Source organism: Roseomonas haemaphysalidis (genome assembly GCF_017355405.1).
Lineage (GTDB): Bacteria > Pseudomonadota > Alphaproteobacteria > Acetobacterales > Acetobacteraceae > Pseudoroseomonas > Pseudoroseomonas haemaphysalidis.
Genome location: NZ_CP061177.1, coordinates 2,340,259 through 2,362,359 on the forward strand (window position 1 = coordinate 2,340,259; position 22,101 = coordinate 2,362,359).

Below are 22,101 nucleotides of genomic sequence, written 5' to 3' on the forward strand. Positions count from 1 at the left end.
GCAGAAGGCTGGAACCGTCCTGTTGCACCGCAGCAAGGCAGCGTATGCCGCTGTTCCGTTGCGCAAGTCCAGCAAAATTTTGCGCCGCACCATTTCTGTTCGGTCACAGACCGATCCTGCGCTGTCCGTTGTGGCGACGGCGTCGCAGGGCCGCATGGTAAGTCCCTGCCTTGCAAGCGCGTTCCCGTTCAGTTCACGGTGACAAGATCGTGTTACCATCGGTAGTGTTACGGCTCCGGTTCTTCGGGGGATGAACCGGGATGGATACGATCGGGGGATGGGGTATGCGTGTGGTTCTGGCCATGGGGATGGCCGCGCGCGGCTTGCTGCGCAATGGCACGGGGCGGGCAGTTAGCCCCCGTGCGGCGGGTTCGCGCCAATGGCGCCTCGCCCTGGCCGGCCTGGCCGGAGCCGCGACGCTGGCGGGCCTGCTGCCTGGCGTGGCACAGGCGCAGATCGGCAGCGCCCGCTACGCCTCGGTGGTGATGGAGCCGCGCACGGGCAACCTGCTGTCGTCCACCAATCCGGACGAGCCGCGCCACCCTGCCTCGCTCACTAAGATGATGACCCTGTACATGCTGTTCGACGCCATGCGCGCCGGGCACATTTCACCGGAGTCGCGGCTGGTGATGACGCCCACCGCCGCCGCCAAGCCGCCGTCCAAGCTGGGGTTGCGGGTCGGCTACAGCCTGTCGGTGGAGCAGGGCATCTATGCCCTGGTCACGAAGTCGGCCAACGACATCGCCTCGCTGATCGGCGAAACGCTGGGCGGTGGCGACGAGGACCGCTTCGCACGGATGATGACGCTGCGGGCGCGTGCCATCGGCATGACCAACACCACCTTCCGCAACGCCTCCGGCCTGCCGGACATCGAGCAGGTGACCACGGCCCGGGACATGGCGACGCTGGGCCGCCGGCTGCAACAGGACTTCCCCGAGCGCTACCACTATTTCGGCACCCGCAACGTGGTGGTCAGCGGCTCCACCCTGCGCAATCACAACCGCATGCTGGACAGCTACGAAGGCGTGGACGGCATCAAGACCGGCTACATCGACGCCTCGGGCTTCAACATCGTCACCAGCGCGCGGCGCGACAACGTGCGGCTGATCGTGTCCGTGTTCGGCGGCAATTCCTGGACCGAGCGTGACCGCCACGCCGCGGTGCTGCTGGACCAGGGCTTCGCGCAGATGGGCGTGGGCGGCAGCGGCCGCACCGTGATGGCGAGCGCCCCCAGCCTGGTGCCAGCCGCCGCAGCCGCCGGGGCCATCGCGGCGCGGCGCGGCCGTGGCACGCCGAGCCTGGTGGCGCGGGCCGAGGCGGCGCCGGTGGCGCAGCGCGGCGGCAGTGCCCGCCTGGTTTCCACCGCCGCGCCGGTGCTGAACCCGGCGGCCGGCCGCGCCGCCGCGCGCGGCACCGGTGGCCGCGTGACCGCCCGTGCCGAGCCCGCCGCGCCCGCCCGCGGCACCGCCAGCCGCCGCGTGCGCGTGGTGGTGGAGCAGGGGGATGGCGGCCCGGTGCGCGCCACCCTGCGCCGCCCCGCCCGCCCGGCCGCGCAGCCGGCGCGCAGCAACCGGCGCTGACCCGGCGCCCGGCGGGCCGCCGCCGGGCGACACACTTCCTCACCGGATGGTGCCCGGCGGGACATGCGGCCGTTACATCGGCATCCCAGCTTTCGTGCATGCGGCGACTGGCCGCGGCAACAGATCTGGAATCCTGGCAATGAAACGCATGCTCACCCTCGGACTGATCGGCGCCTCGCTCGCCGCCGCCGCGTTGCCGGCGCTGGCCCAGCCGGCGCCCGGCCGGGGTCCCGACCGCATGCAGGCCCGCATCTTCCAGCAGGCCGACAGCAACCACGACAATCGCCTGACCGAAGATGAGGCCATGGCCTATCTCGCGGCACGCTTCGCCGAGGCCGATGCCGACCACGATGGCGCCCTGACCCCGGAGGAGGTGGGGACCTATTTGCGCGCTCAATGGGAAGCCGCCCGTCCCGGCCCCGCGGCCGGCCGTGAACGCCGCACCCCGCCGCCACACATGCAGCGCATGATGGCCGACCGTCAGGCCCGGATCTTCCGCATGGCCGATGCCAACCGCGACGGCCGCGTGACGCTGGATGAGGCGAGGCCGCTGGCCGCCATGTTCTTCCGCGCCGCCGACAGCAACGGGGACGGGGCGCTGGAGATGTCGGAGCTGCGCCGTCCGGCACCGCGCCCGCCTGGTGAGCGCCGCGGCCCGCCGCCGCCGCCGGCCGCGCAGCCCGCTCCGGCGCGCTGACCCCTGTCACGCGGGCGCCGAACGGCGCCCGCGTGCGTGCGACCTGGCCCGATGAGGACCAGCAAAACGCTCAAGCGATGATGAGGACCCCGATGGTGGGCGCGACAGGGATTGAACCTGTGACCCTTCGCGTGTGAAGCGAATGCTCTACCGCTGAGCTACGCGCCCATCGGGGTGGGGCGGGAAATACGGTCAGGCCCACGACCTGTCAAGCGGCTCCGCGCCATTGTTTCGCACGCATCTCAACCGCCTCCGGCCGCGTTGAGGAACCATGTCCTTTTCCGCCCGCATGGCGCTCTGCCTTGCCGCCCTCGCCGCCTGTTCCGCCCCCGCCGTGGCCGAGCCGCTGCGGGCGATCTACAGCATCCGCGGCGGCGGCCTGCAGGTGATGCAGGTGGAGGCGGTGTTCGAGCTGGATCAGCCGGCCCGTTACTCCATCCGAGCGCAATGGCGCACCACCGGCATGGCGCGGCTGTTCGGCGGCGCGGAATTCAGCGGCGGCACCGAAGGCCGCTTTGTGGGAGGTGAAGCCCGTCCCACGCGTTACGCTGTGGAGGGCACGTGGCGTGGCGAGCGGCGGCAGACGGTGCTGGATTACCCCGGCGGCCAGCCGGTGCTGCGGGTCCGCCTGCCGCCTGACAATGACGGGCGCGAGCCGGTTTCCGAAGCCATGATGCGCGGCACCATCGACCAGTTCAGCGCCGTCGCCCAGTTGTCCCGCATGATCGCCACGAACGGGCGCTGCGACGGCCAGGCCGGCATCTACGAGGGGGTGCGGGTGGTGCGCATGCAGGCACGCACCGCCGGGCGCGACCGCATCTTTCCCTGGAGCACCGCCTGGACCGGCGAGGCCACGCGATGCAGCTTCACCGGCCAGCAGGTGGCGGGCTTCAAGGCCGATGACGACGCGCGGGTGCGCGAGCCGCAGGAAGGCACGGCCTGGATGGCGTCGCCGCGCCCCGGCGCGCCGCCCATCCCGGTGCGGGTCGAGGTGCCGAGCCGGTTGTTCGGCAGCCTGACCGTCTACCTCATGGAGGTGGACGGCGTTGCCGCCAATGCGCTGGCCAGCAACGCCGGCAGCTCGGACGCGCGTTCCGCCACGGGCGCGCCACCCGCGGCGTCGCGCGCGCCATAGCCCCAGGCGACGAATACCGCCGGCATGCCAGCGCCGGCGGCGGCCGCCATGTCGTTGTGGTGGTCGCCGATCATCACCGACCGCTCCGGGGCGCCGCCTGCCAGCCGCAGCGTCGCCAGCAGGTGGGCCGGGTCGGGCTTGCGGGTCGGGAAGCTGTCGCCGCCGCCCACCGCCGCGAACCGCCCCAGTAGCCCCAGCGCTTCCAGCAGCAGCCGCGCCGCGGCTTCCGGCTTGTTGGTGCAGACGGCTAGGCGCCAGCCCGATGCCTGCAGCGCGTCCAGCACCGCAGGAATGCCCTCGAATGGCCGGGTGTGGATGGCGGCGCTGGCTTCGTAGTCGGCCAGAAATTCCGGGTAGGCGGTGGTGTCCGGCTGCTGCCCATGCGCGGCAAAGGCGCGCAGCAGCAGCGTTGGCACGCCATCGCCGATGAAGCCGGTCACCTGTGCCAAGCTGAAGCCGGGCAGGGCGCGCGCCGCCATCAGGCGGTTCAGCGCGGCATGGATGTCGGGCACGCTGTCCACCAGGGTGCCGTCGAGGTCGAAGATCGCGGTGGGTTGCATGACTTCGGAATGCCATGTTTCGGCGGGCAACGCGATGTGACACCTATCAACCCTTGCGGGAAGGTCGGTCGCATTGGCACATGGGGGCCATGCAAGCTGCCGCCATCCTCCTCGCCGCCGGACTCGGCACCCGCATGCGCTCGGCCCAGCCGAAGGCGATGCACAAGCTGGCCGGACGGCCGATGCTCAACCACCTGATCGCCGCCTGCGAGGGCGTGTTCGACAAGGTGGTGGTCGTCGTCGGTCCGGACATGCCGCAGCTGGAGCGCGCCGCCGCCCCGCATGCCACCGTCGTGCAGGCCGAGCGCCTGGGCACCGGCCATGCCGCCCTGCAGGCCGCGCCGCTGCTGGACGGCTTCCAGGGCGACGTGGCGGTGCTCTACGCCGACAACCCCCTGATCACCGCCGATACGCTGCGCCGCCTGCGCGAAGCGCGCCAGGAGGCCGGGCTGGCCCTGCTGGCGATGCGTCCGGCCGACCCGGCGAAATATGGCCGCGTGCTGCAGGACCCCGCGGGCAACGTGCTCAGCATCGTCGAGTTCGCCGACGCGGACGATGCGCAGCGCGCGGTGGGGCTGTGCAATGCCGGCGTGCTGTGCGCGCCCGCGGGCGACCTGTTCCGCTGGCTGCGAGCCGTGCGCAACGACAACAAGGCCGGCGAATACTACCTGACCGACTTGGTGCCCCTGGCCAATGCCGATGGCGCGCGGGTGCGGGCCGTCGAGGCCCCCGAGGCCGAGCTGCGGGGCATCAACAGCCGCCTGGAGCTGGCGGATGCCGAGGCCGAGGTGCAGGCCCGCCTGCGGCGCGAGGCGATGCTGGGCGGCGCCACGCTGGTGCAGCCCGGCAGCGTCGTCTTCAGCTTCGACACGATGCTGGGCCGCGATGTGCTGATCGAGCCGCACGTGGTCTTCGGCCCGGGCGTGCGGGTGGAGGATGGCGCGACCATCCGCGCCTTCACCCATCTGGAGGGCTGCGTGCTGCGCCAGGGCGCGGTGGTCGGCCCCCATGCGCGGCTGCGGCCGGGGGCGGAGATCGGGCCCGATGCCCACGTGGGCAACTTCGTCGAGGTCAAGAACACCGTGCTGGGGGCAGGGGCCAAGGTCGGCCACCTGACCTATCTCGGCGATGCCGAGGTGGGGGCGGGCAGCAATGTCGGCGCCGGCACCATCACCTGCAACTACGATGGCTACGCGAAGGCGCGCACCCGGATCGGCGCAGGCGTCTTCGTGGGTTCGGCCAGCGTGCTGGTGGCGCCCGTGGCGCTGGGGGACGGCGCCTTCACGGCGGCGGGCTCGGTGATCACGGCGGATGTGGCGCCGGACGCCATGGCCTTCGGGCGTGCGAGACAATCGGACAAACCTGGTGCGGCCGCGGCCTTCCGCGCCGCGCGGCAAGGAAAGAAAAGCTGATGTGCGGCATCGTCGGTGTTGTGGGGCGCGAGGATGCCGCCCCGCGTCTGCTGGAAGGCCTGCGGCGACTGGAATACCGGGGCTATGACAGCGCCGGCATCGCCACCCTGGTGGATGGGCAGATCGAGCGCCGCCGCGCCGAGGGCAAGCTGGTGAACCTGGCGAACGTGCTGGCGCAGCAGCCGCTGGCCGGCACCATCGGCATCGGCCACACCCGCTGGGCGACGCATGGCGCGCCGACCGAGCGGAACGCCCACCCGCACGGCACCGCCCGCGTGTCCGTGGTGCACAACGGCATCATCGAGAACCATGCCGAGCTGCGCGCCGAGCTGGAAGCCGGCGGCACCGCCTTCGAGACGGAAACCGACACCGAAACCGTCGCCAAGCTGATGGACCACCACCTGGCCGCCGGCGCCACGCCCGAGCAGGCGACCAGCGCCACGCTGAAGCGCCTGCACGGCGCCTTTGGCCTGGCGATGGTCTTCGCGCACCACCCGCGCAAGATGATCGCCGCCCGGCGCGGCAGCCCGTTGGCCGTGGGCTTCGGCGAGGGCGAGATGTTCGTCGGTTCCGACGCGCTGGCGCTGTCCCCCATGACCCGGCGCATCGCCTACATGGAAGAAGGCGACTGGGCGGTGATCGGCGATGCGGGCGCCGACTTCTTTGATGCCGATGACCGGCCGGTCGAGCGGGTGGTCAAGCTTACCGCCTTTACCGGCGCTTCCGTCGGCAAGGGCAACTATCGCCACTTCATGGAAAAGGAGCTGCACGAGCACCCGATCGTGCTGGGCGACACGCTGCGCCAGTACATCGACCCCGCCAGCCGCGCCGCCGCCCTGCCGGCGCTGCCCTTCGACCCGGCGACGGTGCCGCGCCTGACCATGTCCGCCTGCGGCTCCGCCTATCTGGCGGCGCAGGTCGGGCGCTACTGGATCGAGCAGATCGCGCGCATTCCGGTGGACTCCGACATCGCCAGCGAGCTGCGCTACCGCGAGCCGGTGCTGCCGGAAGGCGGCGCCGCGTTGTTTGTCAGCCAGTCGGGCGAGACGGCGGATACGCTGGCGGCGCTGCGGCTGCTGCGCTCGCTGGGCCAGAAGGTGCTGTCCATCGTCAATGTCGACGAAAGCAGCATGGCGCGGGAAAGCGACGGCGCCGTGCTGACGGTGGCGGGGCCGGAGATCGGCGTCGCCTCCACCAAGGCCTTCACGGCGCAGCTCGCCGTGCTGGCCTGCCTGGCGCTGGGCTTCGGCCGCGCGCGTGGCGTGCTGGACGGCGCCGAGGAAGCCCGCCTGACCGCCGCCCTGCTGGAAGTGCCCGGCCATGCCGCGGCGCTGCTGGAAGACAGCACGGAGGTGTTGGAGCTGGCGCGCGAGGTGGTGCAGGCCCGCGACGTGCTGTTCCTGGGCCGTGGCAGCCTGTACCCCATCGCGTTGGAAGGCGCGCTGAAGCTGAAGGAGCTGAGCTACATCCATGCCGAGGGCTATGCCGCCGGCGAGATGAAGCACGGCCCGATCGCGCTGATCGACGCCTCCGTGCCGGTGATCGCGCTCTGCCCCAGCGGTCCGTTGTTCGAGAAGACGGCGTCCAACCTGCAGGAAGCCGCGGCCCGCGGTGGCCGCATCATGGCGTTCACCGATGCCGAGGGCGCGCCGGCGCTGCGGCGCTTCGCGGAGCGGGTGGTGGTGCTGCCGACGGTGGACCCGTTCGTGGCGCCGATCCTGCACGCCATCCCGGTGCAGCTGCTGGCTTACCATGTCGCCATCCTGAAGGGCACCGACGTGGACCAGCCGCGCAACCTGGCCAAGGCCGTGACAGTCGAGTAGCGGCCCCGCTTCCGCCCCCGGACGCGAAAGGGGCAGGCGGCTCGCGCCGCCTGCCCCTTTCAGCAGACCGAGGCGGACATTTGCCCGCCTGCCGGGCTAGATCCGGCCCATCAGCACCAGGATGAGCAGGATGATCAGGATCAGGCCCAGGCCGCCGGACGGGCCGTAGCCCCAGCCGGAGCTGTAGCCCCAGCGCGGCAGCGCGCCGATGACCAGCAGGATCACGATGATCAGCAGAATGGTGCCCATGGCGCCCTCTCTCAATTGGCCGCCGGCAACCCGTGCGGCTTGAAGCCCCGGCCATGCCGGTTGCTGTTCGTGAACGCCAAGCATGGCAGTAATGTTGCGCCTCGCCCCCATTTATCCTCACGCTCCAGCCTGCGCCGGATCGGGCAACCGGCTTGACGCTGCCCCGGCGGGGGTCATCTCTGCCGCCAAAGATGTTTGAACGGAGCCGCCTGTCATGAGCGCCTATGATTTCGACCTTTTCGTCATCGGCGGCGGCTCCGGCGGCGTGCGCTGCGCCCGCATCGCGGCCACCCATGGCGCCCGCGTCGGCGTGGCGGAGGAGCGGTTCTGGGGCGGCACCTGCGTCAATGTCGGGTGTGTGCCCAAGAAGATCATGGTCCAGGCCGCCGAATACGGCATCTGGGCCGAGGAAGCCGGCGCCTTTGGCTGGGACATCAGCCGGAATGCGCATCACTGGCCGGTGCTGAAGCAGGCGCGCGATGCGGAGGTCACCCGGCTGTCCGGCATCTACGGCCGATTGCTGGGCAATGCCGGGGTCACCAGCTTCGACGCGCGCGCGACCTTTGTGGATGCCCACACGCTGGATGTCGGCGGCAAGCGGGTGACGGCGGAGCGGATCGTCATCGCCACCGGCGGCCATGCGCTGCGGCCCGAGATCCCCGGTGCCGAACTGGGCATGATCTCGGACGACCTGTTCACGCTGGAGGAGATGCCCAGGCGCATCGCCGTGGTCGGGGGCGGCTACATCGCCCTGGAGTTCGCCAGCCTGCTGAATGGCCTGGGCGCCCAGGTGGAACTGCTGTACCGCCAGCCGCTGCCACTGCGCGGCTTCGATCAGGACGTCCGCGAGGCGATGCGCGACGCGCTGGACGCGCGCGGCATCGTCCAGCACATCGGCCACGAGGTCACCGGGCTGGAGAAGGTGGCGGAGGGGCTGCGCGTTTCCACCACGGGCGGTGCCACCTGCATGGTGGACGCGGTGATGTTCGCCACCGGCCGCAAGCCCAACACCCAGGGCCTGAACCTGGAAGCCGCGGGCATCGCCCCCGGTCGCCTGGGCGCCATTCCCGTGGACGGCCAGCAGGCCACCCAGCAGCCGCACATCTTCGCGGTGGGCGACGTCACGGACCAGATGAACCTGACGCCGGTGGCCACCGCCCAGGGCCATGCGCTGGCCGACACGCTGTTCGGCGGCCAGGCCCGCACCGTCAGTCTGGCCAACGTGCCCACCGCCGTCTTCACGGTGCCGCCCGCCGCCACCGTTGGCCTGACGGAGGAGGAGGCCATGCTGGGCGGCCCGATCGACATCTACCTGACGCGCTTCACGCCCATGCGCCATACCATCAGCAAGCAGCCCCGCCGCACCCTGATGAAGCTGGTGGTGGCGCGGGACACGCAGCGGGTGGTCGGCGCCCACATGATCGGGGACGACGCGGCGGAGATGATGCAGGGCATCGCCGTCGCCATGGTCGCCGGCGCGACTAAGCAGGATTTCGACCGCACCATCGGCATCCATCCGACGGCGGCGGAGGAATTCGTCACGCTGCGCAGCATGACGCGTCAGGTGGGGTAACCGGCATGCACCGCATCGACCCGGAGATGGCCGCCTTCAACGCGATGATGGAAGAGCGAGCCCTCGCTCTGCCGCCGATTCGCCTCGGTCTGCCGTTCGACGAGCCGCGCCGGATCAATGACACGCTCAACCTCGGCCTCGGCGGCGGGCCGGCGATGGCGGAAAGCCGCGACATCTGGCTGCCGGTGCGTGGCCGGCGCATCCAGTGCCGGCTGCACCGTCCGGTGGGCAAGGCGGGGCCGCTGCCGGTGCTGGTCTACCTGCATGGCGGCGGCTGGGTCTGGAACAGCATCGACACCCACGACCGCACGATGCGCGAATATGCCGCGGCCTCGGGCTGCGCCGTGCTGGGACCGGACTACGCGCTGAGCCCGGAAGCACGCTACCCCCAGGCGCTGGAGGAATGCGTCGGCGTGGCGCGGGCGGTGGCCCTGCGCGGCGCCGAATGGGGGCTGGACCCCGCGCGCATCGTGCTGGGCGGTGATTCGGCGGGGGCCAACCTGGCACTTGGCGCCGCCCTGATGCTGCGGGAGGTCACGCCGGCGCTGGCGTTGCGCGGGCTGCTGCTCGGCTACGGCGTCTATGACAGCGACTTCGAAACCCCGTCCTACCGCGAATTCGCCGAAGGCTACGGCCTGACGCGGGAGCGGATGATGTTCTACTGGGATTGCTACGCGCCCAACGCCGCCGACCGCGTCAGCCCTTTCGTCGCGCCGCTGCGCGCCGACCTGCGCGGCCTGCCGCCCGTGCATATGACCCACACGGAGCTGGACGTGCTGGCCAGCGAGAATCTGGCCATGGAAACCGCGCTGCGTGCCGCCGGCGTGGCCGTCAGTGCCGAGCACTTCCCCGGCACCGTGCATGGCTTTCTGCGCGCTGCCGGGCATGTCGGCGCCGCCGACCGCGCCATCGCGGCCAGCGGGCGGTGGCTGGCGGCTCAGGCGGGCCTGACGCCCCAGGAGTAAGGCATGCTCCCCTTCATGAAGCCGGTCAGGTTGCTGCGATAGGCCGTGCGGATGAAGAACTGGCCAAGCGGGATGGTGGCGACATCGTCCTGCGCCTTTCTGTTCACCGCGTCGGCGATGCGCAGCTGGGACTCCGCGTCGGGGGCGTCCAGCCAGGTCTGGATGAGTTCCTCCATCTCCGGGCTGGTGTACCAGCCGAACCAGCCGTTCGCCCCCGGTCCCTTGACCAGCGAGGACACCGCCGGGTTGGCATAGCCCATGGCCGACCCATAGGTGTGGAAGATGCTCCAGCCACCCTTCTCCACCGTCTCGCGCGAGGCGCGGCGCTGCACCACCGTGCCCCAGTCGCTTTCGATCAGGTCCACGTTGAAGCCCACGCGCTTCAGCACGTCGGCAGTCAGCTGGCCATGCGGGCCGATCAGCGGGAAGTCGGTCGGGTTGATGATCACCACCTTCTCGCCGTTGTAGCCAGATGCCGCCAGGGCGGCCCTGGCGCGGTCCAGGCTGCGCGGTGCGGCGTTGAGGGGCGACAGGTTCTCGGTGCCGTAAGGCGTGCCGCAGGGGAACAGGCTGTGGCATTCACGCCAGGCGGAGCGGTCCTCGCCCAAAGTCACGCCCATGTAGTCGGGCTGGTTGACCGCCAGCGCCACGGCCTGCCGGACCTTGGGGTTGTTGAACGGCGGCGTCAGGTGGTTCAGCCGCATCAGGCTCATGAACCCGGTGGTCGCGAGGTTGTCGATCTTGACGCTGCGGTTGCGCGCCAGTGTCGGGATCAGGTCGGCCAGCGGCTGGTCCACCCAGTCCACCTCGCCGTTCGACAGCGCGGCGACGGCGGTGGCGGGGTCTGGCAGGATGTTCCACTCGACGCGATTGAAATGCGCCACCTTGCCGCCGCTGGTCCAGTCCGCCGCGCCTTCGCGGGGCTGATACTGGTCGAACTTGGCATAGACGGCGCGGCTGCCGGCGACGAACTCGTCTTTCAAGAAGCGGAACGGGCCGGAGCCGGTGACCTCGGCGATCTGCGTGTTGGCATCCGTCCTCGCCAGCCGCTCCGGCATGATGAAGGCGACGTTGGCATCCGGCTTGGCCAGGGCATCCAGCAGCAGCGGGAAGGGCTTGGTGAGCTTGATCTCGACCGTGCGGTCATCCGCCGCGCGCCAGCTGTCCACCACCTTGGCCAGGATCTGCCCGAAGGGGTCGCGCTTGGACCAGCGTTCCAGGCTGGCCGCGGCATCCTGCGCCCGCACCGGCTCGCCGTCATGAAAGCGCAGGCCGGGGCGCAGCGTGATCCGCCAGGTCCGCTTGTCGTCGGACACCGAATGGCCCTCGGCCATCTGCGGCTGCGGGCGCTGCTGGGCATCGACGCCGTAGAGTGTGTCGTAGACGTGGTAGCCATGCATCTGGGTGACGATGGCCGAGGTCCAGATGGGGTCCAGCGCCGTGAGGTTGGCCTGCGGCACGAAGCGCAGGGTGGAGGCGCGGGCCGGCTGGGCCAGGGATGGGCGGGCAAGGGCGAGGCCCCCCAGCGCGGCCCCCTGCAAAAGCGTGCGGCGGTGCATCGGTCGTCTCCCATGCCCCTGGTCCGGGGCTTCGGCGGAAGACTAGGCAGCCGCGCACGGCATGGTCAACGCGGCAGCGGCGGCTCCTGCCAGGGCGCCGGCGGGTCGTCGTCTTCCGACCGGCCACGCCGCATGCGGCCCTTGGACAGTTCGCTGACCACGCCGTGCAGGGTGCGGATCTCCTGCGTCGTCACCTCGCCCCGGTTGAACCAGTGGCGCAGGTTGCGCACCATGCCGGCCCGCTTGGGGTGGTTGTCCAGGAAGCCGGAGGCGTCGAGCTCCCGCACCAGCCGGTCCAGGAAGTTGTCAAGCTCGCCCTTGGTGGCCACGCCCGTCTCGTTGGTCATCAGCCGGCGGGGCGGGGTCCTGTCCTCGGCGGCATTCCACCATTCATAGGCTAGGATCATCACCGCCTGGGCGAGGTTCAGCGACATGTGCGCCGGGTTCAGCGGATAGCGCACCAGCGTGTCGGCATGCGCCAGATCCTCCGCCTCCAACCCGGCCCGCTCGGGGCCGAACAGGATGGCGGCGCGGTGGCCATCGCCACGGCAGATGCGCACCAGCTCGTCGGCGGCGCCGCGCGCGGTGTGGACCGGGATGACCACGTGGCGGGGCCGGGGGCAGGTGGCCAGGACCCTGTGGCAGTCGGCCACGGCATCGGCCACCGTGGCATGCACGGTCGCGGCATCCAGGATGCGGTCGGCGCCGGAGGAAGCGTACCAGGCGCGTTCCTGCGGCCAGCCGTCGCGTGGGGCGACCAGCCGCAGGTGGAACAGCCCGCCATTGGCCATGGCGCGCGCGGCGGTGCCGACATTCTCGGCCAGCTGCGGACGGACCAGGACGATGATCGGGCTTTCGCCCGGCAGGGGCGCCAGCTCGGCGCCGCCGTCGCGGCCGGTCATGGATACGAGGCTATCGGAAACATGCGCCCCCGATAGCCGCCCGGCGCGGTGGCGGAAAGGGCCTAGCGCGCGCGTGCCAGAAAGGCGCGGAGCTGCGCGATCTCCTTTTCCTGGGCGGCGATGATCTCCTCGGCCATCTTGCGCATGGCGGGGTCGCGGCCGTGCTGCAGCTCGATGCGGGCCATGTCGATCGCGCCCTGGTGGTGCGGGATCATGCCGGCGGCGAAGTCGCGGTCGGTGTTCCCGGTGTAGGGAATATCCATGGCGCCGTGCATGCGGGTCATGGCCTCCTTGAACGCCTGGGTGGAGGGCGAGGCGGATGCGGCCGGGGCACTGCCGTGGCCGGCATGCTGCGCCAGCGCGGCGGTGCCGGACAGCGAAACGGCCAGGGCGGCGGCGAGGGCGATGCGTGACATGCTATGGTTCCTGCGGGATGGTGCCGGGGCAGATGGGACCTTCCCTTGGTGGCAAGGCAAGGGGTCCACCTGTTGCGCGGCCCCCGCCACCCCACATGCGACCGCGCAGACGTGCCGCCACCCAAGGACACCGACCCCGCATGAGCACCCGTGCCGCCCCGGCCACTGCCGCCCCGTCACGTCCTGGCACCCGCGCGCCATGGCGGGATCGACAGGGTGCCTTTTCCCCCTTCAAGGCCACGGTGCTCGCGGCGCTTTGCCTGCCGGCCCTGTGGCTGGCTTATCAGGCGGCGGCCGGGACCCTGGGCGGGCGCCCGCTGATGGAAGCGATCCATCAGACCGGACTGTGGGGCACGCGCATCCTGCTGCTATCGCTGCTGGTGTCCCCCCTGCGGCAACTGCTGCGGGAGCCGCGCGTGATGCTGGTGCGCCGCATGGTGGGCGTGGCGGCCATGACCTACATCCTGGGCCACTTCACGCTCTACATCGCCGACCAGGGCTTCGACCTGGTGAAGGTGGCGACCGAGATCGTGCTGCGCTTCTACCTGACGATCGGCTTCGTGGCGCTGGCCGGGCTGGTGGCGCTGGGCATCACCTCGACGGACGGCTGGGTGAAGCGGATGGGCGGGCGCCGCTGGCAGCTGCTGCACCGCGCGGCCTATGCCATCGCGCTGCTGGCCATGGTCCACTTCATTCTGCAAACCAAGCTGGACGTGACGGAGGCGATGCTGACCTCCGGGCTGTTCCTGTGGCTGATGCTGTACCGCCTCGCCGGCAGCAAGGGCTCGGCACCGCCGTTGTGGCAGCTCGCGCTGCTGGTGCCCGCGGCGGCGGTGGGCACGGCGTTGATCGAGGCCTCGTGGTACGGGCTGTTCACCGGCATCCCGGCGCTGCCGGTCTTGCAAGCCAACCTGGACGTCGAGTTCGGCCTGCGCCCGGCCTTGTGGGTCGGCATCGTCGCCGCCGGCATGGTCCTGGTGGGCGCCTTTGGCCGCTGGCGGCAGTCCCGCAAGCGGCCGGCGCGGCGGGCCGTGGCCTAGGCGCGCCGCCAGGTGGTGCCGCCGGCGCCATCCTCCAGCACGATACCCTGGGCGGTGAGATCGGCGCGGATACGGTCGGCTTCCGCCCAGTCCTTCGCCGCCCGGGCCGCCAGGCGCGCGGCGATGGCGGCCTCGATGGCGGCGTTGCCGTCCGCCGCGCCGCCCTGGCGCCACGCCTTGGCATCCCCGGCCAGCAGGCCCAGCACGCCGGCGGCCTGGCGCAGCGCCGCCGCCGCCTGGCCCGATTGCGGCGCCCAGTCACGCCCGATCCGCCCCAGCACCGCCTTGTCCGAGCCGCCGACGGTGGCGACGTTTTCCAGCGTCCGCAGGTCGCGCAGGCGCGCCACGGCCAGCGGGGTGTTCAGGTCATCCGCCAGGGGGGCCATGGCCCATTCCGCCATCTCCGCCACCAGCGCGTCGTCCGCTTCCGGCACCGGCAGGTCGCGCGCCAGCAGGGCATAGAAGTCGTCCAGCTCGCCCCGGGCCTCGTCCAGCCGCTCGGCAGTGTAGTCCAGCGCGGAGCGGTAGTGGGTCTTCAGCAGCAGCAGGCGGAAGGCCTCCCCGGCCCAGGCGCCGCGTTGCAGGATGTCGCGCACCGTCAGGAAATTGCCGAGCGACTTGGACATCTTCTCGCCGTCCACCAGCAGCATGCCGTTGTGCAGCCAGAAGCGCGCGAAGCCGCTGCCCGGAAAGGCGCAGGCGGATTGCGCTAGCTCGTTCTCGTGGTGCGGGAAGATCAGGTCGTGACCGCCGCCGTGGATGTCGAATTCCGGGCCGAGGTAGCGCCAGGACATGGCCGAGCATTCGATGTGCCAGCCGGGCCGGCCGCGGCCCCAGGGGCTGTCCCAGCCCGGGGTGGCGTCGTCGGACGGCTTCCACAGCACGAAGTCGCCGGGGTCACGCTTGTAGGGCGCGACCTCCACGCGGGCACCGGCCAGCATCTCGTCCGGCGTGCGCCCGGACAGCGCGCCGTAGGACGGGTAGCTGGATACGGCGAACAGCACATGCCCCTCGGCCTCATAGGCGTGGCCGTTGCCAATCAGCTTCTCGATGATGGCAATCATCGGCGCGATGTTGTCGGTCGCGCGCGGCTCTTCGTCCGGCGGCAGGCAGCCCAGCGCCACCATGTCGGCATGGAAGCCGGCGGTGGTGCGGGCGGTGATGGCGCCGATGCTTTCGCCGCTTTCCGCGGCACGCGCGTTGATCTTGTCGTCCACGTCCGTGATGTTGCGGACATAGGTGACGCGGGGAAACCGGCCGCGCAGCAGGCGTGCCAGCACGTCGAACACCACCACGGGCCGCGCATTGCCCAGATGCGCGAGATCATAGACCGTCGGCCCGCACACGTAGAGGCGCACATGCTCGGGGTCGATCGGCGCGAAGGCCTCACGCCGGCGGGTGGCGCTGTTGTGGAAGGCGAGTTCGGTCATCCAGTCGGGGCCTGTCGGGTGGTTCGAGGGGCGGGAAGGGCGCGCATCCTAGCCGCCCGGCCCCGCCCCGCCCAGGGTGCAATCCGCGTCAGGCCGCCGCGATGCGCTCCACGGTCACCGCCGGGCGCCCGCCGCCGACCTCCACCACCTCGCCCTCCACGGCGCCGGTCAGCGCCACCGCCAGCGGCGCGGTATAGGCCAGCAGGCCCTTGGCCGGGTCGGCCTCGTCCTCGCCGACGATGCGGTAGGTGACGCTGCCGCCATCGCGCCGCAGCGTCACCCTGGCACCGAACACCACCTCGCGCGGCGCGGCTCCCGGCGGCGGGACCAGCTGGGCGGTGGCGTGGCGGGCGCGCCAGTAGCGCAGGTCCCGCGCCAGGCGGGCATGGTCCGGGTGGTCCGCGCCGGTTTCTGCCAGCGCGGCTTCCAGGCGGGCGACCTCGGCATCGATGCTGCGCAGGCCCTCCCGCGTCACCAGGTTGGGCGCGGTGCTGACCGGGCGTTCCGGCAGTTGCGCGGCGGCGGCCTCGGCCGATTCCTCGGACACGAACGCACGGCTCATGGGCGTTACTCCTGCTCTGCTGAGGTAACGCGGGAAGGCAGCTCGCGTGACTGCAATAGCAGTTCTGTCTGGCGCCCCTCGCGGTTCTGCGCTTCAAATCAAGCGAGAGCGGCGCAAGCCGCCGGACAGGCTGATGAGGATCCGACCGTGAAGATCGAGCGACTTCGCGCCTTCATGACGCGCGACAAGGACCGCCCGCGCGTGCTGCTGGCCATCGACACCGACCAGGGCATCACGGGTTGGGGCGAGTGCTACAACCACGGCCCGGACCGGGCGCTGCTGCCGCTTCTGGAATACTACGCCACCTTTCTCGCCGGCCGCGACCCACGGCGGGTGGAATACCTGACGCATTACCTGATGCAGCAAAGCCGGTTTCCGCCCGGCGCGCTGGGGCTGGCGGCGATCTCCGCGATCGACCATTGCCTGTGGGATATCTCGGCCAAGGCGCTAGGCGTGCCGGTGTACATGCTGCTGGGCGGCGCGGTGCGCGACCGCGTGCGGGTGTATGCCGGCGTCTACACCGCGCCCGACCCCATCCAGGCGCGCGACGAGATGGATGCCCTGCAGGGCGGCTGGGGCTTCGATGCCTTCAAGCTCAGTCCCTACCGCATCGACATGCACGCCAACCGCTGGGGCGAGGTGGTGCGGACGAGCGCCGAATACTTCCGCATGCTGCGCGAAACGGTGGACAGCCGCTACGACATCGCCTTCGACGCGCACGCGAAGATCTTCGAGCCGCGCCAGGCGGCGCAGCTGGGCAACGCCCTGGCGCCCTATGATCCGTTGTTCTTCGAGGAGCCGATCCGCCCGGAGAACTTCGATGCCTGGGGGCAACTGCACAGCGAGCTGCATTGCACCCTGGCCACCGGGGAATCCTATTTCAGCCGGCATGAGTTTTTGCGGCTGTTGCAGGTGCGTGGCTGCGACATCGTGCAGCCGGACGTCTGCGTGGTCGGCGGCATCAGCGAGATGCGGCGCATCGCCACGCTGGCCGAGGCGCATTTCGTGTCCATCGCGCCGCACAACCCGATGGGCCCCCTGGCCACAGCCGTGAATCTGCATTTCAGCGCCGCCTGCACGAACTTCCGGATCCTCGAATACCGGTTGCCCAACGGCGCCAACTACGTGTTCGAGGGCGGCGGCTCCGCCGCGCCGATCAAGACGCCGCAGGGCGAGGCCCGCTACGTGCTGGACCCCTACCTGCCGAAGGCTGGCTACCTCGAGCTGCGGCCGGACCGGCCCGGCTGGGGGGTCGAGATCGACGAGGATTGGTTAAAGACGGACCGCTACATTCATTGGGAGCGGAAGGTTACCACCAAGCCCGATGGTTCGACCGCCTATGTCTGACCAGGGCGATGTGCCGGCCCTGCTGTATGTCGCGATCGGCCCCCGGCTGGTGCCCCATGTGGCGGATGCGGCGGCGATGGTGCTGGAAGCCCTGCCCGGCGTGTCGCTGCCGGCGGCGGTGCAATACGCGTGGTTTCATCCGCGATTGCCGCTGCTGTACGCGGCCTACAGCAACCGTGCCGTGCCCGGGGGCGATGACACCCATGGCGTGGCAGCCTTTCGGATCGACCCGCGCGACGGCACCCTGGCGCCCTTCGGCCCGCCGGTGCCGCTGGGCAACCGTCCGATCCATGTGACGCTGGACCCGCAGGGCCATTGGCTGCTCCTGACCTGCAACAGCCCCGCCCAGGTGGTCGTGCACCGCCTGCAACCGGACGGCGCCATCGGTCCTGCGGTGGTTCAGGGGGCCGACCTGCGCCTGGGGTCTTATCCGCATCAGGCCCGGGTGCTGCCCGGGGGTGGGCAGGTGGTCGTGAGCTGCCGGGGCAGCGATGCCACGGCGGACCGCCCCGCAGACCCGGGTGCGCTGGTGCTGCTGGATCTCGCGGACGGGCGCCTGACCTGGCGGCAGGCTGTCACGGAAGGCGATGGGCTGCTGTTCGGCCCCCGGCACGTGGACCTGCACCCCACCCGGCCCTGGATGTATGTGTCGCTGGAGCGGGGCAACCGCCTGCTGGCTTATGGGCCGGGCGCCCCCGCCGCCTTTGCCGCCGCTGACACCGTGCCGGATGGGGCAGGGCGGCTGGCGCCCGAGCAATACGCGGGGGCGGTGCATCTCCACCCCGGTGGCCGGCATGTCTATGTCGCCAACCGCTCGGACGGCACCGTGCCATTCCAGGGCACCATGGTGCATGGCGAGGGACAGAACAGCATTGCCTGCTTCGCCATCGATCCGGATACCGGCGTGCCCGGCCTGCGGGAGGTGGTCGATACGCGTGGCATCCATTGCCGCAGCTTCGCGATCCATCCGGGCGGCGGCATGCTGGTGGCCGGCAGCGTCGCGCCCTTGGCGGTGCGACGGGACAATGCCGTCCAGGCGGTCGCGGCGGGGCTTTCCGTTTTCGCGGTGTCGGGCGAAGGCTGCCTGAGCTTTCAGCGCAAATATGACACCGCGCCAGAGGCCGGGGCGGTGTTCTGGTGCGGCTTCCGGCCCACGGAATGATCCACCGCGCAAAACAGAAAAAGGCCTCACTGGGAGTGAGGCCTCTGCTGAGCGCAATGGCTGGGGAACCTGGATTCGAACCAAGACTGCCCGAGTCAGAGTCGGGAGTTCTACCGTTAAACTATTCCCCAACGGCGCGGACGGGCAGATAGCAGCGGGTCGGGGTGGACGCAAGCCACCCGGCGCACCATTTCTTCGCTGACGGCAAAATCACTTGCCCCATGGCTCTCCAGGCCGGATCATTGCACCCCCCGGTTCCATGCATGGCGTTCCATCGCTTGGTACTCCGGATCAAACGACCATGTCAGAACCCTCAGCACCCAGCGCCTGTTCCGCATTCCCCCTGTATCAGCCACCCCTGGTGGCAGGCGTTCCTGCGGGTGCCTTCGCGGCCATAGACCTCGGCACCAACAATTGCCGCCTCCTGGTCGGCACCCCCACCGCGTCCGGCACCATCAAGGTCGTGGACAGCTACAGCCGCGTGGTCCGGCTCGGGGAAGGGCTGGGCGCCAGTGGCCGACTGTCTGTGGATGCGATGGAACGCGCCGGCCAGGCCTTGCAGGCCTGCGCGCAGAAGCTGTCCCGCCGGCCGCTGCGCCGCATCCTCGCCGTCGCGACCGAGGCCTGCCGGCAGGCGGCGAACGGCGCGGAATTCATTGCCCGGGCGCGGGATATCACCGGTCTGCCGCTGCGCATCATCCCCGCGCGCGAGGAAGCCGAACTGGCCATGGAATCTTGCGTGCCGCTGCTCGGGCCACAGGACCGGCGCGCGCTGTTGTTCGACATCGGCGGCGGCAGCACCGAGATCGCCTGGATCCGCGGCGACAACGGGCAGGCCTCGCTGATCGGCTATGTTTCGCTGCCGCTGGGCGTGGTCACTCTGGCGGAACGCGCCAACCTGTGCTGCTTCACGCCGGAAGGCTTCGACACCGTGGTGAACGAGGTGGCCGAGGCACTGACCCGCTTCGACCGGGTGCATTGCATCGGCCAGGAAATGCGGGCGGGCGGCGTGCGGCTGATGGGCACCAGCGGCACCGTCACCACCCTGGCGGGCGTCGCGCTGGCCTTGCCGCGGTATTCGCGGCCTATGGTGGATGGCCGGATCCTGGATTGCGCCGATGCCGACCAGGCATTGCGCGATCTGTTCATGCTCGGCCGTGAGGGGCTGCGCCTGCACCCCTGCGTGGGCCCGGAGCGGGCGGACTTCGTGTTGCCGGGTTGCGCCATCTACGCCGCCATCCGCCGGGTCTGGCCGTCCTCCTGCGTCACGGTGGCCGATCGCGGGCTGCGCGAAGGCATGCTGCAGCGTATGATGCGGGAAGAAAGCACCCGTGCGCGGCGCCCGCCGGCGCCCGCGCGCCACGCCAGCCAGCCATATTCCTGAGGTATTCCTGTCTTGAAGCCGCCGATCGAGGGCGGGCGTGGCCTGTCCACCCGCCTGCGCACCGCCAAGGGACGCACCACCGCCAGCCAGAAGTGGCTGGAGCGGCAGCTGAACGATCCCTACGTCCGCGCGGCGCGGGCGGCCGGGTGGCGATCGCGTGCCGCCTTCAAGATTATCGAGCTGGACGAGAAGTATTCGCTGTTCAAACCCGGACAGCGGGTGGTCGATCTCGGCGCCGCGCCGGGCGGCTGGACCCAGGTGGCGGTGCAACGCGTGGGCGGGGCGGGCAAGGTCGTCGGGCTCGACCTCCTGCCCATGGATGAGATCGTCGGCGCCACGCTGCTGCAGGGCGATTTCGAGGACGTGGCGGTGGAGCAGGAGGTCCTGCGCGTGCTGGACGGCCCAGCGGACCTTGTGCTGTCCGACATGGCGCCCAACACCACCGGGCACAACGCCACGGACCACCTGCGCATCCTCGGGCTGATCGACCTGGCGCTGGACTTCGCGTCCAAGGTGCTGGTGCCGGGCGGCGGCTTTGTCGCCAAGGCTTTCCAGGGCGGCACGGAGCGCGACCTGCTGAACCGCATGAAGCGCGACTTCGCTTCCGTGAAGCACGCCAAGCCGCCGGCCAGCCGCAAGGGCAGCGCGGAGATGTACGTGGTGGCGCAGGGGTTCCGCGGCGGAAGCAGGTGAGCCACGCGCGGGTGGCAGAAGCCTGGCGCTTGCCCAAGGCGGGGTATCGGGGGTAGGACGCACCGCCAAGGCAGCGGAACGCGCCGCGAAAGGTTTCCCGCCATGGCAAATGATTCTCTCCCCCCGCAGCGCCCCCAGGGGCATTCCATCATCGCCGAGGCCTATGCCTTCGACGACGTGCTGCTGGTCCCCGCCTATTCCACCGTGCTGCCGGCCCAGGCCGACGTGCGGACGCGCTTCACGCGCGAGATCTCCCTGAACATCCCGCTGGTTGCCGCCGCGATGGACACGGTCTCCGAAGGGCCGATGGCCATCGCCATGGCGCAGGCCGGCGGCATCGCGGTGATCCACAAGAACCTGGGCGCCGAGCAGCAGGCCGCCGCCGTGCGCCAGGTCAAGAAGTTCGAAAGCGGCATGGTGGTGAACCCCGTCACCATCCACCCCGACCAGACGCTGGCCGAGGCGCAGGCGCTGATGGCCGCGCATCGCATCAGCGGCATTCCCGTGGTGGAGCGCGACAGCAAGCGGCTGGTCGGCATCCTGACCTACCGCGACGTGCGCTTCGCGACCGACCCCAACGTGCGCGTTTATGAGCTGATGACGCGGGAAAACCTCGTCACCGTCACCAGCGACGTGTCCCCCGCCAAGGCCCGCGAGCTGCTGCACAAGCACCGCATCGAGAAGCTGCTGGTGGTGGACGACCAGTACCGCTGCATCGGGCTGATCACCGTCAAGGACATGGACAAGGCGACGGCCAACCCGAACGCCGCCAAGGATTCCATGGGCCGGCTGCGCGCCGCCGCCGCCACCGGCACGGGCGAGGACGGCATCCGCCGCGCCGAGCTGCTGATCGAGGCCGAGGTGGACGTGGTGGTGGTCGACACCGCCCACGGCCATTCGGCCGGTGTCATGAAGGTGATCGAGCGGGTCAAGCGCCTGTCCAACACCGTGCAGGTGATCGCCGGCAACGTGGCCACGCCGGAAGCGGTGCGGGCCCTGGCCGAGGCGGGCGCGGACGCGGTGAAGGTCGGCATCGGTCCCGGCTCCATCTGCACCACGCGCATTGTCGCCGGTGTCGGCGTGCCGCAGCTCACGGCGGTGATGGAATGCTCGGCCGCGGCGCATGAGGCCGGCGTGCCGGCCATCGCCGACGGCGGCATCCGCTCTTCCGGCGATCTCGCCAAGGCCATCGCGGCGGGCGCCGACTGCGCCATGATGGGCAGCATGTTCGCCGGCACGGATGAGGCGCCGGGCGAGGTATTCCTGTACCAGGGCCGTTCCTACAAGGCGTATCGCGGCATGGGCTCGATCGGCGCCATGGCGCGGGGCTCGGCCGACCGCTACTTCCAGGCCGAGGTGCAGGACCAACTCAAGCTGGTGCCGGAAGGGATCGAGGGCCGTGTTGGCTATAAGGGTCCGGTCGGCAACGTCATCCACCAGATGGTGGGCGGGCTGAAGTCGGCCATGGGCTACACCGGCAACGCCACCATCCCGGACATGCAGCGCAACTGCACCTTCCGCCGTATCACCGGCGCCGGGCTGCGCGAGTCGCATGTGCACGACGTGGCCATCACGCGCGAAGCACCGAACTACCGCCAGGAAGGCTGAGCAG

The 22,101-nt window shown here is 70.5% G+C and carries 20 protein-coding genes and 2 tRNA genes; 13 read left to right on the plus strand and 9 right to left on the minus strand.

The window, feature by feature from the left end; translation table 11 throughout:
• Positions 1 to 284: 284 nt before the first annotated feature.
• Both IAI59_RS10790 and IAI59_RS10795 read left to right on the plus strand, forming a co-directional pair.
• The gene (locus IAI59_RS10790) at positions 285 to 1,580 is read left to right on the plus strand and encodes a D-alanyl-D-alanine carboxypeptidase family protein (RefSeq protein WP_237180701.1); all 1,296 of its coding nucleotides are present in this window, start codon (positions 285 to 287) and stop codon (positions 1,578 to 1,580) included.
• 148 nt (positions 1,581 to 1,728) lie between these two features.
• Positions 1,729 to 2,277, plus strand: a complete 549-nt coding sequence (locus IAI59_RS10795; protein ID WP_207443794.1) for an EF-hand domain-containing protein — start codon at positions 1,729 to 1,731, stop codon at positions 2,275 to 2,277.
• A 93-nt stretch (positions 2,278 to 2,370) separates the two neighbouring features.
• Here the strand turns inward: IAI59_RS10795 and IAI59_RS10800 are convergent.
• Positions 2,371 to 2,445, minus strand: a tRNA-Val gene (locus IAI59_RS10800).
• 103 nt (positions 2,446 to 2,548) lie between these two features.
• Here IAI59_RS10800 and IAI59_RS10805 point away from each other — a divergent pair.
• Positions 2,549 to 3,412 carry a DUF3108 domain-containing protein gene (locus tag IAI59_RS10805; RefSeq protein WP_207417402.1) on the plus strand — a complete coding sequence of 288 codons (864 nt, stop codon included), beginning with the start codon at positions 2,549 to 2,551 and terminating at the stop codon, positions 3,410 to 3,412.
• On the opposite strand, the gene gph is transcribed toward IAI59_RS10805, so the two are convergent.
• Positions 3,301 to 3,972 (minus strand): phosphoglycolate phosphatase, encoded by a 672-nt coding sequence (gene gph / locus IAI59_RS10810; RefSeq protein ID WP_207417401.1) that lies wholly within the window; start codon positions 3,970 to 3,972, stop codon positions 3,301 to 3,303. The genes IAI59_RS10805 and gph overlap by 112 nt on opposite strands.
• Positions 3,973 to 4,052: 80 nt before the next feature.
• Here gph and glmU point away from each other — a divergent pair, with 80 nt between their 5' ends.
• Together glmU and glmS are read left to right on the plus strand one after the other, a co-directional pair.
• Positions 4,053 to 5,384, plus strand: coding sequence for a bifunctional UDP-N-acetylglucosamine diphosphorylase/glucosamine-1-phosphate N-acetyltransferase GlmU (gene glmU / locus IAI59_RS10815; protein ID WP_207417400.1), 1,332 nt, complete (start codon positions 4,053 to 4,055; stop codon positions 5,382 to 5,384).
• Positions 5,384 to 7,207, plus strand: coding sequence for a glutamine--fructose-6-phosphate transaminase (isomerizing) (gene glmS / locus IAI59_RS10820; RefSeq protein WP_207417399.1), 1,824 nt, complete (start codon positions 5,384 to 5,386; stop codon positions 7,205 to 7,207). Before glmU ends, glmS begins: the two co-directional genes overlap by 1 nt.
• Before the next feature lie 96 nt (positions 7,208 to 7,303).
• On the opposite strand, the gene IAI59_RS10825 is transcribed toward glmS, so the two are convergent.
• Positions 7,304 to 7,456, minus strand: a complete 153-nt coding sequence (locus IAI59_RS10825) for a DUF3309 family protein (RefSeq protein ID WP_207417398.1) — start codon at positions 7,454 to 7,456, stop codon at positions 7,304 to 7,306.
• Positions 7,457 to 7,670: 214 nt separating this feature from the next.
• On the opposite strand from IAI59_RS10825, the gene gorA reads away from it, so the two are divergent.
• Complete coding sequence (gene gorA / locus IAI59_RS10830) at positions 7,671 to 9,029, plus strand: glutathione-disulfide reductase (RefSeq protein ID WP_207417397.1); 1,359 nt, start codon at positions 7,671 to 7,673, stop codon at positions 9,027 to 9,029.
• A gap of 5 nt (positions 9,030 to 9,034) precedes the next feature.
• The gene (locus IAI59_RS10835; protein ID WP_207417396.1) at positions 9,035 to 9,994 is read left to right on the plus strand and encodes an alpha/beta hydrolase fold domain-containing protein; all 960 of its coding nucleotides are present in this window, start codon (positions 9,035 to 9,037) and stop codon (positions 9,992 to 9,994) included.
• Here IAI59_RS10835 and IAI59_RS10840 read toward each other — a convergent pair.
• The 3 genes from IAI59_RS10840 to copM form a co-directional block, all read right to left on the minus strand.
• Positions 9,967 to 11,553 (minus strand): ABC transporter substrate-binding protein, encoded by a 1,587-nt coding sequence (locus IAI59_RS10840; RefSeq protein ID WP_207417395.1) that lies wholly within the window; start codon positions 11,551 to 11,553, stop codon positions 9,967 to 9,969. The two genes, IAI59_RS10835 and IAI59_RS10840, sit on opposite strands and share 28 nt — an antisense overlap.
• A gap of 65 nt (positions 11,554 to 11,618) precedes the next feature.
• Positions 11,619 to 12,455 carry an RNA methyltransferase gene (locus tag IAI59_RS10845; protein WP_207417394.1) on the minus strand — a complete coding sequence of 279 codons (837 nt, stop codon included), beginning with the start codon at positions 12,453 to 12,455 and terminating at the stop codon, positions 11,619 to 11,621.
• A gap of 62 nt (positions 12,456 to 12,517) precedes the next feature.
• A complete protein-coding gene (gene copM / locus IAI59_RS10850) occupies positions 12,518 to 12,871 on the minus strand; it encodes a CopM family metallochaperone (RefSeq protein WP_207417393.1) in 354 nt (117 codons plus the stop codon).
• A 140-nt stretch (positions 12,872 to 13,011) separates the two neighbouring features.
• On the opposite strand from copM, the gene IAI59_RS10855 reads away from it, so the two are divergent.
• Positions 13,012 to 13,911 (plus strand): protein-methionine-sulfoxide reductase heme-binding subunit MsrQ, encoded by a 900-nt coding sequence (locus tag IAI59_RS10855; protein ID WP_207417392.1) that lies wholly within the window; start codon positions 13,012 to 13,014, stop codon positions 13,909 to 13,911.
• Here IAI59_RS10855 and cysS read toward each other — a convergent pair.
• Both cysS and IAI59_RS10865 read right to left on the minus strand, forming a co-directional pair.
• Positions 13,908 to 15,341 (minus strand): cysteine--tRNA ligase, encoded by a 1,434-nt coding sequence (gene cysS, locus IAI59_RS10860; protein WP_207417391.1) that lies wholly within the window; start codon positions 15,339 to 15,341, stop codon positions 13,908 to 13,910. The genes IAI59_RS10855 and cysS overlap by 4 nt on opposite strands.
• Before the next feature lie 88 nt (positions 15,342 to 15,429).
• A complete protein-coding gene (locus IAI59_RS10865; protein WP_207417389.1) occupies positions 15,430 to 15,903 on the minus strand; it encodes a GreA/GreB family elongation factor in 474 nt (157 codons plus the stop codon).
• 147 nt (positions 15,904 to 16,050) lie between these two features.
• Between IAI59_RS10865 and IAI59_RS10870 the strand changes: the two genes are divergently transcribed.
• Both IAI59_RS10870 and IAI59_RS10875 read left to right on the plus strand, forming a co-directional pair.
• Entirely contained in the window at positions 16,051 to 17,250 is a 1,200-nt protein-coding gene (locus IAI59_RS10870; protein WP_207417388.1) for a mandelate racemase/muconate lactonizing enzyme family protein, read from the plus strand.
• A complete protein-coding gene (locus IAI59_RS10875; RefSeq protein WP_207417387.1) occupies positions 17,243 to 18,412 on the plus strand; it encodes a lactonase family protein in 1,170 nt (389 codons plus the stop codon). The genes IAI59_RS10870 and IAI59_RS10875 overlap by 8 nt, the downstream gene beginning before the upstream one ends.
• Before the next feature lie 57 nt (positions 18,413 to 18,469).
• Here the strand turns inward: IAI59_RS10875 and IAI59_RS10880 are convergent.
• Positions 18,470 to 18,543: transfer RNA gene (locus IAI59_RS10880), tRNA-Gln, on the minus strand.
• Positions 18,544 to 18,773: 230 nt separating this feature from the next.
• On the opposite strand from IAI59_RS10880, the gene IAI59_RS10885 reads away from it, so the two are divergent.
• The 3 genes from IAI59_RS10885 (at position 18,774) to guaB (ending at position 22,097) form a co-directional block, all read left to right on the plus strand.
• Positions 18,774 to 19,796 carry a Ppx/GppA phosphatase family protein gene (locus tag IAI59_RS10885; protein WP_237181109.1) on the plus strand — a complete coding sequence of 341 codons (1,023 nt, stop codon included), beginning with the start codon at positions 18,774 to 18,776 and terminating at the stop codon, positions 19,794 to 19,796.
• A 12-nt stretch (positions 19,797 to 19,808) separates the two neighbouring features.
• Positions 19,809 to 20,489 (plus strand): RlmE family RNA methyltransferase, encoded by a 681-nt coding sequence (locus IAI59_RS10890; RefSeq protein WP_207417386.1) that lies wholly within the window; start codon positions 19,809 to 19,811, stop codon positions 20,487 to 20,489.
• A 102-nt stretch (positions 20,490 to 20,591) separates the two neighbouring features.
• Positions 20,592 to 22,097 (plus strand): IMP dehydrogenase, encoded by a 1,506-nt coding sequence (gene guaB / locus IAI59_RS10895; protein WP_207417385.1) that lies wholly within the window; start codon positions 20,592 to 20,594, stop codon positions 22,095 to 22,097.
• Positions 22,098 to 22,101 lie beyond the last annotated feature (4 nt).